Source organism: Pseudarthrobacter phenanthrenivorans (genome assembly GCF_036455295.1).
In the GTDB taxonomy this organism is placed as follows: Bacteria; Actinomycetota; Actinomycetes; order Actinomycetales; family Micrococcaceae; genus Arthrobacter; species Arthrobacter phenanthrenivorans_C.
Genome location: NZ_JAYXNX010000003.1, coordinates 172,108 through 188,240, shown reverse-complemented (window position 1 = coordinate 188,240; position 16,133 = coordinate 172,108). Strand labels below are relative to the sequence as shown.

18 protein-coding genes are annotated in these 16,133 nt (G+C 66.1%); 11 read left to right on the top strand and 7 right to left on the bottom strand.

Translation table 11 applies throughout. The features are described from left to right. Positions 1 to 20: 20 nt before the first annotated feature. The 3 genes from VXJ37_RS05090 (at position 21) to VXJ37_RS05080 (ending at position 3,803) form a co-directional block, all read left to right on the top strand. A complete protein-coding gene (locus VXJ37_RS05090; protein WP_331321984.1) occupies positions 21 to 1,040 on the top strand; it encodes a DUF6454 family protein in 1,020 nt (339 codons plus the stop codon). Positions 1,041 to 1,099: 59 nt separating this feature from the next. After that, positions 1,100 to 2,818: a phospholipase C gene (locus VXJ37_RS05085; protein ID WP_331321983.1), complete on the top strand. Its 1,719-nt coding sequence runs from the start codon at positions 1,100 to 1,102 to the stop codon at positions 2,816 to 2,818. 211 nt (positions 2,819 to 3,029) lie between these two features. Next, a complete protein-coding gene (locus VXJ37_RS05080) occupies positions 3,030 to 3,803 on the top strand; it encodes a hypothetical protein (protein WP_331321982.1) in 774 nt (257 codons plus the stop codon). 8 nt (positions 3,804 to 3,811) lie between these two features. Here the strand turns inward: VXJ37_RS05080 and VXJ37_RS05075 are convergent, their stop codons facing one another. Then, complete coding sequence (locus VXJ37_RS05075) at positions 3,812 to 4,636, bottom strand: SDR family NAD(P)-dependent oxidoreductase (protein WP_331321981.1); 825 nt, start codon at positions 4,634 to 4,636, stop codon at positions 3,812 to 3,814. Positions 4,637 to 4,884: 248 nt separating this feature from the next. Between VXJ37_RS05075 and VXJ37_RS05070 the strand changes: the two genes are divergently transcribed. Both VXJ37_RS05070 and VXJ37_RS05065 read left to right on the top strand, forming a co-directional pair. After that, the gene (locus VXJ37_RS05070; protein WP_331321980.1) at positions 4,885 to 6,291 is read left to right on the top strand and encodes a GntT/GntP/DsdX family permease; all 1,407 of its coding nucleotides are present in this window, start codon (positions 4,885 to 4,887) and stop codon (positions 6,289 to 6,291) included. After that, positions 6,291 to 6,902: a gluconokinase gene (locus VXJ37_RS05065; RefSeq protein ID WP_331321979.1), complete on the top strand. Its 612-nt coding sequence runs from the start codon at positions 6,291 to 6,293 to the stop codon at positions 6,900 to 6,902. Before VXJ37_RS05070 ends, VXJ37_RS05065 begins: the two co-directional genes overlap by 1 nt. A gap of 76 nt (positions 6,903 to 6,978) precedes the next feature. Here VXJ37_RS05065 and VXJ37_RS05060 read toward each other — a convergent pair whose 3' ends face one another. From VXJ37_RS05060 to VXJ37_RS05035, 6 genes are all read right to left on the bottom strand, one after another. Next, positions 6,979 to 7,800 (bottom strand): plastocyanin/azurin family copper-binding protein, encoded by an 822-nt coding sequence (locus tag VXJ37_RS05060; RefSeq protein WP_331321978.1) that lies wholly within the window; start codon positions 7,798 to 7,800, stop codon positions 6,979 to 6,981. A gap of 617 nt (positions 7,801 to 8,417) precedes the next feature. Continuing rightward, the gene (locus tag VXJ37_RS05055) at positions 8,418 to 8,621 is read right to left on the bottom strand and encodes a cold-shock protein (protein ID WP_015936345.1); all 204 of its coding nucleotides are present in this window, start codon (positions 8,619 to 8,621) and stop codon (positions 8,418 to 8,420) included. A gap of 213 nt (positions 8,622 to 8,834) precedes the next feature. Further along, on the bottom strand, positions 8,835 to 9,182 hold the full coding sequence (locus tag VXJ37_RS05050; RefSeq protein ID WP_331321977.1) for a PRC-barrel domain-containing protein: 348 nt from the start codon (positions 9,180 to 9,182) through the stop codon (positions 8,835 to 8,837). Further along, on the bottom strand, positions 9,169 to 9,579 hold the full coding sequence (locus VXJ37_RS05045; protein ID WP_331321976.1) for a hypothetical protein: 411 nt from the start codon (positions 9,577 to 9,579) through the stop codon (positions 9,169 to 9,171). The genes VXJ37_RS05050 and VXJ37_RS05045 overlap by 14 nt, the downstream gene beginning before the upstream one ends. Continuing rightward, positions 9,576 to 10,802 carry an Nramp family divalent metal transporter gene (locus VXJ37_RS05040; RefSeq protein ID WP_331321975.1) on the bottom strand — a complete coding sequence of 409 codons (1,227 nt, stop codon included), beginning with the start codon at positions 10,800 to 10,802 and terminating at the stop codon, positions 9,576 to 9,578. Before VXJ37_RS05040 ends, VXJ37_RS05045 begins: the two co-directional genes overlap by 4 nt. Beyond that, positions 10,799 to 11,290 carry a hypothetical protein gene (locus VXJ37_RS05035; protein WP_331321974.1) on the bottom strand — a complete coding sequence of 164 codons (492 nt, stop codon included), beginning with the start codon at positions 11,288 to 11,290 and terminating at the stop codon, positions 10,799 to 10,801. Before VXJ37_RS05035 ends, VXJ37_RS05040 begins: the two co-directional genes overlap by 4 nt. A 238-nt stretch (positions 11,291 to 11,528) precedes the next feature. Here VXJ37_RS05035 and VXJ37_RS05030 point away from each other — a divergent pair, with 238 nt between their 5' ends. The 6 genes from VXJ37_RS05030 (at position 11,529) to VXJ37_RS05005 (ending at position 16,133) form a co-directional block, all read left to right on the top strand. After that, positions 11,529 to 11,936, top strand: a complete 408-nt coding sequence (locus tag VXJ37_RS05030; protein ID WP_331321973.1) for a TfoX/Sxy family protein — start codon at positions 11,529 to 11,531, stop codon at positions 11,934 to 11,936. A 2-nt stretch (positions 11,937 to 11,938) separates the two neighbouring features. Beyond that, positions 11,939 to 13,201: a flavin-containing monooxygenase gene (locus tag VXJ37_RS05025; RefSeq protein WP_331321972.1), complete on the top strand. Its 1,263-nt coding sequence runs from the start codon at positions 11,939 to 11,941 to the stop codon at positions 13,199 to 13,201. A gap of 21 nt (positions 13,202 to 13,222) precedes the next feature. After that, positions 13,223 to 13,645, top strand: a complete 423-nt coding sequence (locus VXJ37_RS05020) for an alpha/beta fold hydrolase (RefSeq protein ID WP_331321971.1) — start codon at positions 13,223 to 13,225, stop codon at positions 13,643 to 13,645. After that, positions 13,531 to 13,986 carry an alpha/beta fold hydrolase gene (locus tag VXJ37_RS05015; protein WP_331321970.1) on the top strand — a complete coding sequence of 152 codons (456 nt, stop codon included), beginning with the start codon at positions 13,531 to 13,533 and terminating at the stop codon, positions 13,984 to 13,986. The genes VXJ37_RS05020 and VXJ37_RS05015 overlap by 115 nt, the downstream gene beginning before the upstream one ends. Positions 13,987 to 14,098: 112 nt before the next feature. Further along, on the top strand, positions 14,099 to 15,007 hold the full coding sequence (locus VXJ37_RS05010; protein ID WP_331321969.1) for an SRPBCC family protein: 909 nt from the start codon (positions 14,099 to 14,101) through the stop codon (positions 15,005 to 15,007). A gap of 43 nt (positions 15,008 to 15,050) precedes the next feature. Then, on the top strand, positions 15,051 to 16,133 hold the full coding sequence (locus tag VXJ37_RS05005; protein WP_331321968.1) for a tellurite resistance/C4-dicarboxylate transporter family protein: 1,083 nt from the start codon (positions 15,051 to 15,053) through the stop codon (positions 16,131 to 16,133).

Sequence of the window (16,133 nt, the reverse complement as noted above, 5' to 3'; positions counted from 1 at the left end):
AACCTTAAGAGGCCCCCACCATGAGCTCCAAGCCTTCCCGACGCGCCCTCACCGTCGCGGCGTCCCTGATAGTCGCTGCCTGCGCCGCCGCCGGTACTGCCGCGGCGCAGGCCACAGTTCCGGAGCAGGCCCCCGCACCCGCCGCCGGAACCCACCATGAAACGAACACCGACCTGGCCGACGCGTTCGACTCCGTTACCCGGACCACTGCCTGGCAGCAGACGTCCAAGCTGAAGCTGAACTTCCCTACCTACCACACCGAGGGAATCGCCTACAGCCAGGACCACATCTTCCTCTCGGCCGTCCAGATCCTTGAACCCACCGTCAAGTACCCCACGCCCCAGGACGGCTATGACCGCACGCCCGGCAAGGGCATCGGCCACCTCTTCGTCATGGACAAGGGCGGCAACCTGCAAAAGGACATCATCCTTGGCGAAGGCGACATGTATCATCCGGGCGGCATCGACTTCGACGGCACCAATGTCTGGGTGCCGGTAGCCCAGTACCGGCCGGACAGCAGCGCCATCATCTACAAGGTGGATGCGCAGACCCTGGACGTCCACAAGCAGTTCGAGGTCAAGGACCACTTCGGCGGGATCGTCCTGGACAAGCAGACCGGCCACCTGGTGGGGAACACCTGGGGCTCGCGGCGGTTCGCCGAGTGGGACCTGCAAGGCAAGCAGCTGTCCACGTGGGAGAACCCGAACTACTTCATCGATTACCAGGACTGCCAGTACGTTCCCAACGCCAGGATGCTCTGCGGCGGGGTCACCAACCTTCCGCAGACCCCGGCTGCAGGCGGGACGGCGGCCACCTACGAACTGGGCGGCATGGCGATGATCGACCTGAAGTCACACCAGGTGACCCGTGAGGTTCCGTTCCAGCAGTGGTCAACGGCCGGCCACGCGGCGACGCGCAACCCGTTCAAAATGACCGCCGACGGCGGCCACCTCACCATGACGGTGGCCCCCGATAACGGTGACGAAGGCAACGGCACCGAGATCATCACGTACCAGGCCGACGTCACCCCGGCCCACTAGCACTTCCCCACCCTGCCGCGAACAGCGGCCGGGAACCCACAGGAATGATTGGATACCCCATGCCTTACCCGGCACCAAGATTCACAAGGAAAAGCGTCACTGCCGCCACCGGCGCGGCTGCCCTGGCGGCCTCAGCGCTGACGGCCGGGCTGGTCGGCTTCAGCGCCGCACCCGCCACCGCCGGCACCCATGACCAGACCGCGACGCCGATCAAGCATGTCGTAGTGCTCTTCCAGGAAAACGTGTCGTTCGACCACTACTTCGCCACCTACCCCAAGGCCGCCAACACCGCCGGTGAGACCCAGCAGGGCTCCGGCGCCGCCGCGGCCGCGTTCACTGCCGCGGAAGACACCCCCAAGGACATCAACACCCTTGCTAATGCCGGGCTGCTGGCACCGAACAACCCCAATTCCGTCCAGCCCGCACGGCTCTCCCCGATGCAGGCAGTCACCTGCGACCAGGACCACGGCTACAAGGCCGAACAGAACGCCTACAACGGCGGGGCGATGGACAAGTTCGTCCAGTTCACCAGCCGCGACGCCTGCGGCACCAACCAGTACGGACGCCCCGGCCTGACCATGGACTACTACGACGGAAACACGGTCACCGGCATCTGGAACTACGCCCAGAACTACGCCATGAGCGACAACCACTTCAGCACCGTCTTCGGCCCTTCCACCCCCGGTGCACTGAACCTGGTCTCCGGCCAGACCCACGGCGTCAAGGAGTACAACGCCGCAGGCCAGCCCGTGGCCACACCGGCAACCGGATCCAGCGCCGTCCGCCAGCCTGACGCCAACGGCGTGGGCACCGTCATCAACGACCCCGACCCCGTCTACGACGACTGCTCCAACAACAGCCACGCCAAGGCCAACAACCTGGCCGGAATGACCGGCAAGAACATCGGCGACCTGCTCAACGCGCAGGGAACCTCCTGGGGCTGGTTCCAGGGCGGCTTCGCGCCCACCACCCCCGCCACCAACAGCACCCCGGCCTCATGCATGGCCAGTCACACCAACGCCGCCGGCGCGTCCGTGGTGGACTACTCCCCGCACCACCAGCCCTTCCAGTACTACGCCTCCACCGCCAACCCGCACCACCTCCCGCCGGCATCGGATGCGGAAATCGGGCACAACGGCCAGGCCAACCACCAGTACGACCTCAGCGACTTCGGCAAGGTGGTGGACAGCGACAACATGCCCGCCGTGTCCTTCCTCAAAGCGGGGATGTTCCAGGACGGGCACGCCGCCTACTCGGATCCCGTGGACGAGCAGAACTTCGTCACCAAGACCATCAACCAGATCCAGCAGTCCAAGAACTGGGACAACACCGCCGTCGTGCTCGCGTATGACGACTCCGACGGCTGGTACGACCACGTCGCCGCCCAGCCGAAGAACGCCTCCATCGGCACGGACGACGCCGCATGGTGCCTGAACGCCGCAGCAAACGGCGTCCCGGCAGCAGGAGGCTATGCAGACCGTTGCGGCCCCGGCCCCCGCCAGCCCCTGGTGGTCATCTCCCCGTTCGCGAAGAAGAACTTCGTGGACCACACCGAAACCGACCAGGCCTCCATCCTGCGGTTCATCGAGGACAACTGGCACACCGGCACCATCGGCGACTCCTCAGCCGACGCCACCGCAGGGTCCATGAATGCCATGTTCAACTTCCACCACGAACGCAACGACAAGGTCCTGCTCAACGAACAGACCGGCGCCGTCGCATCCATCAGCCACAACGGGAACATCCAGGGCAACGAATCGGAGCCCGCCAACCGGTAACCCCATCCTGCACCACCGGGGCCGGGCTGCGAACTTCGCGGCCCGGCCCCTTCTTTGCGGCGCGCGAGGGCCGTTTTCAAAGGTTGCCCAAGGATTAAATCAAGATTGCCGCTTAACCCGTTCTGCCCAAGCTTGCAGGGCTACGCTGGCCGTGCCACTCGCACCGGTACACGTAATTGGGGGACGCATGCCTGCAATCCACAACTTTTCCATGCCTCGCGGACACCGCAGGGAAAGCTCGCTCCCGGCAGGAACTGCCCCGCAGAAGGGGCCGAACAAGGCCCTGGGCACCGCGGCCGCCGCCGCCGTCGTGCTTCTGCTTGCAGCCTGTGGCAGCCCGCAGGCGTCTCTTACCTCCGCCGCCGGGACCGCCAGCGCGACCGCCACTGCCACTGCCACTGCCACTGCCGCTGCCACGGCAAATCCCGTCGCCAACACCACGTGCGGTACTGCCAACGCGCAGCAGGCTTTCGCAGGCACCAGCTATGTCTGCACCAAGGATGAGTCCGGGAGGCTCGTGTGGCTCGACGCCGCCCAGTCCAAGCTGGTCACCGACAAAATTGCCGCAGCAGCTGCAGCGAAGGCTGCGGCAGACAAAGCGGCTGCAGACAAAGCAGCATCGGACAAGGCGGCAGCTGATAAAGCGGCCGCGGACAAGGCAGCGGCGGACAAAGCAGCTGCAGACGCCGCAGCTGCTGCCCGGCAGGCCGCCGACGCCAAAGCCGCGCAGGACGCCGCCGCAGCCCAGGCCGCCGCTGCGGCGGCAGCGAAGGCTGCTGCACCACCGGCCCCCGCGGCCCCGGCCGTTCCCGGAACCAATCCGGGCTGCGATCCCAACTATTCAGGATGTGTTCCCATCGCCTCGGACGTGGACTGCGCCGGCGGAAGCGGCAACGGACCGGCATATGTCCGTGGCCCCGTGCAGGTCATCGGCCGCGACATCTACGGCCTGGATGCAGACCATGACGGCGTGGGCTGTGAGTAACCCCGCGGTCAGGCGGAAGCCTTGACCAGTTCCTCGCTCTTCTCCCACAGCCCCCGGGCCAGTTCGGCGTCGTAGGCCTGGGCGTTGGCCTTGGCCAGGGCGCGCTTGGCGTAGTAGGCGCCGGAGATCCAGTCCGTCCCGGCGGTGCCGTTGATGAGCCAGAGCATGGTGTCCGCCCCCTGGTCCGGGCTGAGCATGAAGCGGTTGAGCAGCGTGGTGTACACGTGCCGGAACGGGCTTGAAGACTCCGCCGCGAAGTTGGTGCGGACCACGCCCGGGTGGAATGCCGCCGTCGTGATCCCCTTGTCGTGGAACCGGCGGTGCAGCTCGGAGGTGAACAGGATGTTGGCCAGCTTGCCCGTCCCGTAGGCCCGGTTGGTGCTGTAGCCGCGCTCGGCCGTGAGGTCGAACAGGTCCAGCTTGCCGAAGTTGTTGGCGGCACTGGACGTGTTGATCACCTTGGCGCTGCTGGCAATGAGGGTATCCATCAGTAACGTGGTGAGCAGGAACGGGGCCAGGTGGTTAACCTGGAAGGTCGATTCGTTCCCGTCCACCGTGAGTTTCCGTTTGCCCATGATGCCGCCGGCGTTGTTGGCCAGCACGTCGATGCGCGGGTACTTGGCCTTCAGTTGGTCAGCGAGTTCGCGGACCTGCGCCAGGTCGGCAAAGTCTGCGAGGTAGTGGTCCGCGCCGATCTGCCCGGCGAGGGCGCTGGTCTTCTGGGCGGATCGGCCAACGACCACCACCTGCTCCCCCGCCTTGGCGAGGGTCCGTGCGGCTGCCGCTCCGATGCCGTCGCTGGCGCCGGTGATCACAATGGTGCGAGGAGTCAAGGGGTGTCCTTTGCTGGGTGCCGTTCCGCGCAGAGTAGCACGCGCAGGAAACAACGACGGCGCGGCGCCGCCTGTTCCCTGCCGGAGCCCAGGTTGGCGGGGGCCGGTTCTTTCGCGCCCGTAGGCGCCCCGACGGCTCGAGGCACTTCTAAAGTCCTACTTATTCACTTTTTTGGTGTCATACGTCATACTTATTGGTAGCCCGCCACCAGCACCGTTGGCGGTTGCACTCCAACCGAGGAAGCCTCATGCAATCCCTTCTCCTTCCCGCCGCCGCAGAGCCTTGGAACGGACACGACACCCAACTGGTCGTAGTCGCCGCCATCGGCATCGCGCTGATCGTTTTCCTGATCGTCAAACTCAAGCTCCACCCGTTCCTGTCGCTGGTCCTCGGATCCGCGTTCGTGGGCCTCGCGTCCGGGGTTGAACTTGGGAAGGTCATCAGCAACTTCGAAGATGGTGTCGGTGGCACCCTGAAAGAAGTAGGCCTGCTGATCGCGCTCGGCGCCATGCTGGGCAAGCTCCTGGCGGATTCCGGCGGCGCCAACCGGGTGGTGGACACCCTGCTGGGCAAGGTCTCCCCGAAAGTCCTGCCGTGGGCCATGGCGCTGGTCGCCGTCATCATCGGTTTGCCGATGTTCTTTGAGATCGGCCTCGTCCTGCTGCTGCCGGTCATCGTCCTGGTCTCCCAGCGGTCGGGCCGGAAGCTGATGCGGGTAGCCATTCCGGCCCTCGCAGGCCTCTCGGTCCTGCATGGCCTGGTCCCGCCGCACCCCGGTCCGCTGGTCGCCATCGCCAGCCTCAACGCCCCGCTGGGCATCACCCTTGCCCTTGGACTCCTGATCGCCATTCCCACCGTCATCATCTGTGGCCCGCTGTTCGCCATCTACGCCGCCCGCTGGGTCCCCGTGGACGCCCCGAAGGTAGCCGGCGGCATCGACACCGAGCACACCCAGGCCGATCCTGACGTCAAGCGCCAGCCCACGTTCCTCGTGACCCTGCTGACCATCGTCTTCCCCGTGGTGCTGATGCTCCTCAAGGCCGTGGTGGACATCGTTGACCCCAACTCCAAGAACCCCAGCGCGGCCCGCGTCTTCTTCGACTTCATCGGTGAACCCCTGGTGGCCATGACCCTTGCAGTCCTGCTGGCACTGGTGACCTTCGGCTACGCAGTGGGCTTCACGGGCACCAAAATCGGCACCAAGATCGGCGCATCCGTTGGCCCCATCGCGGCCGTGATCCTGATCGTGGGCGCAGGCGGCGGCTTCAAGCAGACCCTCATCGGAGCCGGAGTCGGTGATGCCGTTGCCAAGTGGGCCACCGGGGCCAACATCTCCGTCCTGGTCCTGGGCTTCCTCATCGCTGTCGCCATCAGGCTCGCAACCGGCTCAGCCACCGTGGCAACGGTGACGGCGGCAGGCATCGTTGCACCGCTGGCGTCCAGCCTCTCCCCCGGCCACGCCGGCCTGCTGGTCCTGGCCGTGGGCGCCGGTTCCCTGTTCCTCTCCCACGTGAACGATGCCGGTTTCTGGCTGGTCAAGGAACTCTTTGGCCTGACCGTAGGCCAGACATTCAAAACCTGGTCAGTCATGGAGACCCTCATCTCCGTGGTCGGCTTCGCGCTGGTCATGGTCCTCTCAGTGGTGGTCCCCTGATGGAGGCCGCACCCACCCCCGAGTCCGTCCAGCAGCCGGTCCTGGTCATCATGGGTGTGTCCGGCTCGGGCAAGTCCACGGTGGCGGGCATCCTTGCCGGCCAGCTGGGCTGGGACCTGGAGGAAGGCGACGACCTGCACCCGGCCGAAAACGTGGAAAAAATGGCTGCCGGGATCCCTTTGACCGACGACGACCGCTGGCCCTGGCTGGACACCATCGCCTCGTGGATCATCGAGCACACCATGGCCGGGATCCCGGGCATCATTACCTGCTCCGCGCTGAAGAAGATCTACCGGGACCGGCTCCGCGAAAAGAACGTCGTGTTCGTGCACCTGTCAGGCTCCAAGGAACAGATAGGCCGGCGGCTGACGGCACGCATGGACCACTACATGCCCGCTTCCCTGCTGGATTCGCAGATCGCCACCCTGGAGCCGCCGGGCCCGGATGAGAACACCATCGTGGTGGATGTGGGGCGGACCCCCGCCGAGGAAGCCGCCGAGGTGGTCAGCCGCCTTGGCCTCGCTCCGGCTTCCGGTTCAACCGCGCTGGGCCACCCCCGCCCGGGCCGGTCGTCCGCACCGGGACAGCCCGGGGACCTGGCCGTTTCCTAGGCCTGTTCGTCCCAGGATGTGCAAATGACAACGTGCCCGGCTGGAGCGTTCGCTCCGGCCGGGCACGTCGATTTGGTTAATCTACGACTTTCACGTGGCCCACCATGCCCATGTAGTCATGGAGTGCGCAGATGTAGTCGAATGTTCCCGTCGCCTGGAACGTCACGGTGAAAGAGCCGCCGGGAGGAATGATTCCCGAACTGAGGTCGCCGCCCGTGAAATTCGACGGCGAGCCGGACGGCGCGAAGACGTTCGCCGGTTCAGTACCAAAAGTGACGGTATGCGGAGCGCCCATGCCGGAGTTGGTGAATACCACCGACTCGCCGCGGTGCACCGTCACGGTCGGCCGGACAAAGCGCATGACCATTGCGACGCCGTCGTCACCGCCGGCCATCACCTTGTGGTTGGTGGCCTGTTTGGCCAGTGAGGCGTCCAGCTTATGACCGTCCCGGAGGATGGACCGCTCCTGCGCCCTGGATGACTTGTCATAGTCGGCCTGGCTGTACGGGTAGTGGGTGCCCTGCTCGCGGACATGCACCATCCCCTTCATCACCATGCCGTGGACCAGGCAGTAGTAGGTAAAGTCACCTTCCCGGGGGAACGTCAGGGTGTAGTCCCTGGCGACAGGGAAGCCGGGCACGTCAACGTTGGCCAGGAGGCCTGAGTTGTAATACGAATGCCCGTCGTAGCTGCTTCCCCCGCGCTTCAGCAATTCGTCGGCGTTTCCCGGGTTGAACGGCTGTGTGGACTCCAGCGACTGGCCGGTCGCAAGGAATGTCACGGTATGGATTTCCGCGGCATTCGCCTGCCACTCAATGCTGTCGTGCTCGTTGATGAAAATTTCTGATGGAAGGAAAGCCATCCCCTGGATTTCCTGGTCGCGGGATTCTGAACCCACCTGCACCTCCCAGGTGCGCGGTCCCCAGCCGCTTGCTGCTGCAGGCCCCGCTGACGCCAATGACGCCAGGACTGCAACAGCACAGGCAACAATAAATGCGAGTTTGTCGGATCTCGAATTGATTCCCCGATGATGCTTCATAGCAATGCCTTCTTGAACGGCTATCGGCGAGGTGCCGATATATGGCTGCAGCCGGTTCAAGCCACTTCTTTTGGACAGGACCGGCCACGATTCTTCGGAGTGAAGGTGCCGGCTGCCGGTGCCGGGAAGGGCTGGTAGCCGGTGCCGGCAGGAGTTGCCGGACCTGCACCACCCCAACTGGTGCCGCGCTGATCCAATTAATTCCACACGCCCCAGCAGGCGTCGGGTTGGCACGCTGGAAGCGTACGCACCTAACAGATTGCTCCTTCGACGGTCTTTTGTCGAGGTCGGAAATTGGCCTTGCCGCACGCCGCACAGGCGGCTTCACGGCATGACCGGCCTGCCCGTCACAACCGCTGCAGCGCAGCACCGCTTATCCGGTAAAGGGCCGCTTTTTCGACACAAAAAAGCAGGGCCTGCCGAAAATCGGCAAGCCCTGCTTTTGAGAAACCTAACGGTCCCGGAACTCTAGGGAATTAGAGAGCCTGGATGTTGGTGGCCTGGGGACCCTTGGGGCCCTGCTCGGTGTCGAAGGAAACCTTCTGGTTCTCTTCGAGGGAGCGGAAGCCGGAGGAGTTGATCGCGGAGTAGTGCGCGAACACGTCCTGCGAGGAGTCGTCCGGGGAGATGAAGCCGAAGCCCTTTTCAGCGTTAAACCATTTGACGGTACCAGTAGCCATTATTTTGTCCTTCGTGAAGGTGGAGGGAATGTCCCGACTTTCGGGCCCTCCGGCGTGGGGTGTTCAAAAACCGCTACTTCAGAAGAACACGGACTTGCGACCGCGCGTACTGCCTGAACTACCAACTGCATAAACACAACAACAGGTTCAAGACTACAGGAGATTGGGCCCACACCTAATCGCTTCCCTGTTCAGGGCCGGATCAGGCCCGGATCAGGCCTGCGCGTGGTCATCCAGTGCAGTGCTGTAGCGGGTGAACCCGGGCCGGAGCCGGACGGAGCGGTTGCCCACCACCGCAATGTCCTCCCACAGCACCAGGAAGGATCCGCGGTGCCGCCACCGGAGAATCCGGGCAATCATGCGGGGCCGGGTGAGGCCTTTCCGCTCGTAGCCCATGAATGAGGCCGCACTGTGCGGGCCCACCACCAGCCCCAGCAGCCGCGGTTCGGCCATCAGCTGGTGCGGCGTCCCGTCCAGCACAAATCGGACGTCGGCCACGCGGCCCAGCCGGCCGCCGTCGGCATCCAGCACGGGCGTGCCCAGCAGGTCACCGAGGATCATGGCGGCCTCCTGGAATACGCGCGATGATCTTGTCCCGGACCCATCGCTCCACCCAACTGGCGTCCAGGGGCTCACCCTTGACCCCCAGCCGCACCACCACGCCAACCTCCGCCACGTCCTTCCACGGGATGCGGATCAGCCGGGACGACGGCGGCCTGCCGCCGAAGATGCGCGTGCCCAGCACTGAGCCGGTCAGCAGCGCGGTGAGCACCGGCGCGGGAGCCCCCGGCGCAATCTCCACGTCCACGGCAGGCCCGCTCACTTCAAGGTCGTCCACGGTGGTGACCGGGACGCCGTCGTGGTCCAACACCTGGCGGTCCATCAGGTGCAGCTGGGCATCGAGGATGCGCCCTCCCACCCCGGGGGCCTTGGGCAGCGGGGCTGACGCGGACGTCATGAGCCTGCTCCTGTCACGATCATGAGGGGAATGGCGGCAATGGAGGCCACCAGGATGATCACCAGGTAGACCATGCCCAGCACGTTCACGACGCGTCCGTTGACGTGCTCGCCCATGTATTGGGGATCGTTGGACACGATCAGGATGGGCAGGTAGGTCAACGGGAGGGCGATCGCGGAAAACACCACCGAGTATTCGGTCACCAGGACGGGGTCCACCCCGGTGGCCAGGACAGCCATGCCCACCAGCAGGCACACAATCATGGACAGGTGGAAGCGGGCGGCCTGGGCGGGACGGCGGAACTTGCCCCAGGACCAGCCAAAGAACTGCGCCAGGGTGTACCCGCTGGAAAGGGTGGTTTCCAGCGCTGCGCCGAAGGTTGCCGCCACCATGCCCACCAGGACGAAGGCCAGCCCCAGCTTGCCGGCGCCCTCGGCCACGGGCAGGACCACCTGGGACAGCGAGGTCACCGAAACCCCTGCCGGGAGGAGGACGATGGCGGCGCACACTGCGATGGAGACGGACAGCAGGCCGCCCAGGGGGAAGCCCACCAGGACGTTGATCCGGGACTGGGCCAGGTCCTTCACGCTCCACTTTTCCTCCACGGCGCCGGAGGAAAAGAAGAAGACTTCATACGGTGTCATCGCGGCCCCGAACAGGGCGATCGCGTAATAGCTGTAGCTCCAGAACGTTTCCTGTTGCGGCACCGTGGGCGCCAGCTGCCCCGCGAGCGACCCCCAGTCCGGCTTGAGCAGGAACACTGCCACGGCGAAGATGACCAGCGTCAGCCCCAGCAGGCCGGTGACGTTTTCCATGATGGAGAACCGGACGCGCCAGATCACCAGCCACACCGCCACCGCCGCCACGGGAATCCACAGCAGGTAGTCCACGCTGCTGGCCAGTTGCAACGACAGTGCGATACCCCCGATCTCCGCGGTCACGGTCATCAGGTTGATCAGGAATGATGCCGCGAGGTTGGCGAGCCCCGCCCGTGCGCCCAGCCGTTCGCGGATCACCTCGAAGGTGGCGCGGCCGGACACCGCGGCAACACGGCCGGACATGTTGGCGAACAGGCAGATCCCCACGACACCGATGGCCACCACCCACACCAGGGACAGGCCAAAGCGGGAACCCACCACGGCGTTGGTCACCAGGTCCCCGATGTCCACGAACCCGCCGATGGCGGTGAGGATCCCAAGCGCGACGCCGAGCAGCCGCTTCACTTTGATCCCACCTTGTCTTCGAGCTGCTTGAGGGCGTCCTGGGCGCCGGCGAGCGCCTTGTCACCGTCAGGGAGCGAGGGCGTGCCGCCGTCGCCCGTTGCCAGCGCGGCCCGGGCGGTGGCGAAACCCGCGGCGCACTGGTCCAACACGTCCAGCGCCTGCTTTTGGGTATCGCTGTCCTCCGGGGTGGCCGGTGAGAGCTTCAGGACCGTGCCCCGGCTGGACTGGATCTCCTTGAGTTCATCGTCAAGGGTGGTGGAGGTGGCGGCCCGGGTCAGCTTGCCGTCCATGTCCTGTCGAAGTGCGATCCGGGCGGTGGCGACGGCGGAGGAGCTGTCCTTGACGGCGGTGGACACCGACGGGCTGGTCCCGCCGCTGCAGGCGGTGAGCAGGACGAGTCCTGCGAGGGCCATTCCGCCATATAGGCGCTTCCGGCAGGACCGGCCGCGCCATCCGGCCGCCCGGGCACGGGCTGCGGTGATCAGCACCCTTGCCTCCAGCCCCCGGGGGGGAAGCCCCGGATCCTCGGAATCCGCCCTGTGCAGGCAGCCTAAAAATTAGTTGCCTACGGTCAGGTATAGCACCCACCGGAGAAGTTTGTCCTGCTCAGGCGCCGATTAATTGCCAGTTGTACGCTGCCACTTGTGGCCCCTATCGGCCGCCGGCAAAGAGGCATATCCTGCATCCAGATCCTGCGGAAAGACCCTGCCACCGGGAGATGAAGCCATGGACATGCCCAAGGCAACGGAGGAAGAAAAAGAGCGGTTCCGCCGCGTGGTCCCGGACCATCCGGACGTGGTGGTGAAACCGATGTTCGGCAACCTGGGCGCGTTCGTCAACGGCAACATGTTCGCGGGACTCTTCGGTCCCACTATCGGCGTGAAGCTCTCCCCGGAGGACAGGGAGTTGCTGGAGTCGTCCGAGCGGACCGTGCCCTTCGGCCCGGCGGACAGGCCCATGGGCGGGTACACCGGGCTGCCGGACGTATGGAATGAAGAGGGCGACGGCGATGACGCCCGGGCGAGGGCCTGGGCCGGCAAGGCGTTGGATTATGTCGCCTCGCTGCCCGCCAAAGCACCTAAGGAACCCCGGGCCCGGGCCGCGAAACCAGCCTCCCGCGGGGCGGCGAAGTAGCCATGTCCGCCTCCGCAGTACCCGGCAATGACGTCAACACGGTGGTGGTCGGCGGTGGCCAGGCCGGACTGGCCACCAGCTACTGGCTGACGCAGCGGGGCGTTGAACACGTGGTCTTCGACCGGCGTGAAGCGCTGGGGGGCGCCTGGCAGGACAGGTGGGACTCCTTCTACCTGAACACGCCCAACTTCGGCCTTGAACTTCCCGGCCGCCCGTACACGGGCACCGACCCCGACGGCTTCATGTCCCGCGACGACGTGGTGGCACTTTTCCGGGACTACGCCCGGAAGACCGCAGCGCCGGTGCAGCTGGGGACGGACGTCACCCGGATCGGGCAGGCGGACGGCGGTTTCGTCGTGGAGACCGATACACAGAATTGGCGGGCGCGGAACGTGGTGCTGGCAAACGGCGCCTTCCAGCGGCCCAGGATGCCGGCCCCCGCCGATATCCCCCGCCACGTCGTGCAGCTGCACAGCCACAATTACCGCAATCCCGCCCAGCTGCCGGACGGCGCCGTGCTGGTGGTGGGGACGGGACAGTCCGGCGGCCAGATCACGGAGGACCTGCTCGACGCCGGGCGCACCGTTCACCTGTCTGTTTCCACCTGCCCGGAGGCGCCCCGCCGGTACCGTGGCCAGGACATCTTCCATTGGATTGTCCAGGTCAACGTGCGCGGTCCCGAGTACGGCATCAATGCACTACAGGTCGGGGCGCTGCCCTCGCCTGCCGGCCGTTTCCAGTGCAATCCGCTACTGTCCGGCACCAACGGAGGGCACAGCGTGCGCGTGCGGGAGCTGGGCCGGCGGGGCGTCCGGCTGCACGGCAGGTTCGAGGGGACGGACCACGGCGTGCTTGCCTTCACTGACGACCTCCCCCAGCGTTTCGCCCTGGTGGAGGCGGGGTTCAGCCAGCGCCTTCAGCGCCTGGCCGATGCCTTGATCGCCGCAGCCCGGATGGAGGTGCCCGCCCCGGAAGAGCCTGTGGAGGACCACTGGCTGCCGGCCGAATCAGGAGCGAGGCTGGACCTGGCAGCGGAGGGCATCACGTCCATCATCTGGTGCACGGGATACGGGCTGGACTTCGACATGCTGGACCTTCCCATCCTTGACGAGTGGAACTACCCCCGCCACCTGAAAGGCGTGACGGAGCACCCGGGCCTGTACGCCGTCGGGCTTCCTTGGCTGACCCGGCACATCTCCGCCACCCTCGTGGGTGTGGGTCCGGATGCCGAGTACGTCACGGAACACCTGGCGGGGCGGGGCTGACCGGAAGTGGAAGGTAAAGGCATGGACCCGTACCGCGTCATCCTGCTGCCCGGAAGCGTGCTCCCCGCCGGGCCCGCGTACGGCCGGCTGCTGGAGGTTCTGGGACCGGCCGTGGACGCGGTGGCAAAGGACCTGGAGCTCTACGCCACGGACACGCCGCCACCGGACTGGAGTCTGGACACCGAGGTGGACGGCGTGCTCCGCGAGGCCGATTTACGCGGCTGGGACACCTTCCACCTGCTGGGATACTCCGGCGGCGGCGCCGCTGCCCTGGCGCTCGCCGCAAGGCACACTGAGCGGCTCCGCAGCCTGGCCCTGCTGGAGCCGGCATGGGCAGGAAACTGGGACTGGAGCTTGCGCACACCCGGCTGTGGCAGCGCTACGGGGACCTTGACGGGTTGCCGCCGGACCAATTCCTGCCGGCCTTCACCAGGCTGCAGGTGAAGACCGACGCCGTCCTGCCGCCTCCGCCGCCCGGGCCGCCGCCGCCGTGGATGGCCAAGCGCCCCGCCGGGATCACCGCCTTCCTGCGGGCGTTCAATACATATGGCCTGGCCAGGGAAGGCCTGGCCGCCTTCACCAAACCCGTGCTGTTTGTCCTGGGCGGCATGAGCAGCCCGGATGAGCAGGGGGACAACGCCGCGCGGCTGTCCCGGGTCTTCCCCGATTTCCGGCTTGAGGTCTTTCCGGAACGCCACCACTTCGATCCCCCGCACAGGGCGGAACCTGAGCGAGTCGCAACGCTGCTGCGGGAGCACTGGGCCCGGGCAGACGCGGCTTCCTAGCTGCGGCTTCCTAGCTGCGGCTGGGACCTTGTCCTCTGGCCCCGCGTCCCTCCGGGGACTGCACTGGAATTGCCAGCGCAGGAACCCGCGCGCGGCGGAAAGGAGAGACAACATGACCAGGAACATCCTTCAAAGCACCGTGATCAACGCCCCCGTGGATACCGTGTTCACCTTCCTCAGCGACCCGACGAACTGGATGAAAGCCTTCCCGGGAGACAGCGATGTCACCCAGCTGGATATCAAGCCCGACGGCGTGGGCACCTCCGCGCGCTGGTCCGCCAAGACATGGGGCGTCCCCATGCACGTCACGCACGAATACCGGGACGTGGTGCCCAACAAGCGCATTGTCTCCAAGGCATCCGTTGGCCCCGTCATCACGTTCTCCCTGGAACCGGTCAATGGCAGCGGCACGGAACTGACGGTGGAGTCCGCCCTGGAGATCGCAGCACCCGTGGTCCGGGTCCCCGCGCAGGCACTGTTCGTCCGGCTGACCGAAGACGACATCCAGGGCATGGTGGCCAACGTCAAGAGCCTGGTGGAGACCGGGAAGAAGACGGTTCCGGAAGCAAGCGAAGCCAAGTTCAGCCAGACCCTGACGTGGCGGGACAGCATCACGATCGCCGCGCCGGTAAGCCAAGTCTTCGACCTGGTCAGGGATCCGGCAGTATGGCTGGGGCCCGACGTGCAGGTTTCGGACCTGAAGACCACACCGGAAGGGGTGGGAACCACTTTCCAAGTAGTGTGGAAAGTCCTTGGCATTCCCCTGAAGACGACGCACGAATACACGGAGTTCGTCCAGGACCACCACTTCACGTCCAAGGCCGCGCTGGGTCCCGTCTTCAAAGTGGAGGTGACGCCCGAAGACGGCGGAACCAGGCTCAACATGCGCTCCGATGTGGTCCCCCGGAACATGGCCGACGCCGCCGTTGACGCGCTGGTCATCAAGATGTCCGAGCGCAGCCAGGCTGAGCTCCTGGCCAGCATCAAGGCAAGAGCGGAAGCCCAGCCCGGCGCACGCTGAACCGCATCCGCACCGCAGCATTTGCCGGTCCTAAGCTTGGTGCATGGACACCGCCACTGACGACCGGCACTCCTTCGGCTCCCGCGCAAAGCAGGCGGTGCGGACGCTTACCCCCGGCTACTTCGCCCTCACCATGGCCAGCGGCATCATCTCCGTGGGGCTTGAACTGGAAGGATTCCATGCCCTGTCGCTGGCCCTCCTGGCGGTGTGCGCGCTCTCCTTCCTGGTGATCCTGGCACTCAGCGTGCTCCGCCTGGCCCGGTTCCCGGCGGACATGCGCGGCGACTTCCTGGATCCGGGCCGGGCGTTTGGCTTCTTCACGTTCATTGCCGGGACGAACGTGCTGGGCACGCGCCTTGGCATGGCGGGATGGCAAGGCACGACGGCGGCCCTCCTGGTGGTTGCGGTGCTCGCCTGGGTGGTGCTCGGCTACATCGTGCCCTGGACGGCCGTGCTGGGCAGGTCCGAACGGCCGGTGGTGAAGGACGCCAACGGGTCGTGGTTCATCTGGTGCGTGGCCAGTCAGTCCGTGGCGGTCGCGGCCGCGTCCATCGAGCCGGAGGCCGCACCGGACTGGCGTGCGGCCCTGGCCCTGGTCGCCGTGGTTGCCTGGTCGGTGGGACTGGTCCTGTACGCCGCGGTGGGGATTTTCGTCTCGCTGCGGCTGATGACCTACCCCATCCGGCCGCAGGACCTGCGTCCGGCGTACTTTGTGGCCATGGGTGCCATGGCCATCAGCGTCCTCGCAGGGGCCCGGATCGTGGAGATGGCCGGAGCGCCCATGGTGGATGCGACGCGCGGGCTGGTGGCCGGCGCCTCGGTGGTGTTCTGGTCCTTCGCCTCATGGCTTTTCCCCGTGCTCCTGGCAGCCGGCTGGTGGCGGCACCTGGTCCACCGGGTGGCGTTGGCCTACGAGCCGGGCCTGTGGAGCGTCATTTTTCCCCTGGGCATGTACGCCGTGGCTGGCATCTACCTGGGCCGCGCCGACCAGCTGCCGCTGGTGGCTGCCATTGGCCGCGCTGAACTGTGGCTCGCCGTTGCCGCGTTCCTGGCCACCCTGGGCGGCATGCTGTGGCACCTGTGGGCCACGCTGCTCGGACCTTCCATGGTGCGAACTGGTCCGTAG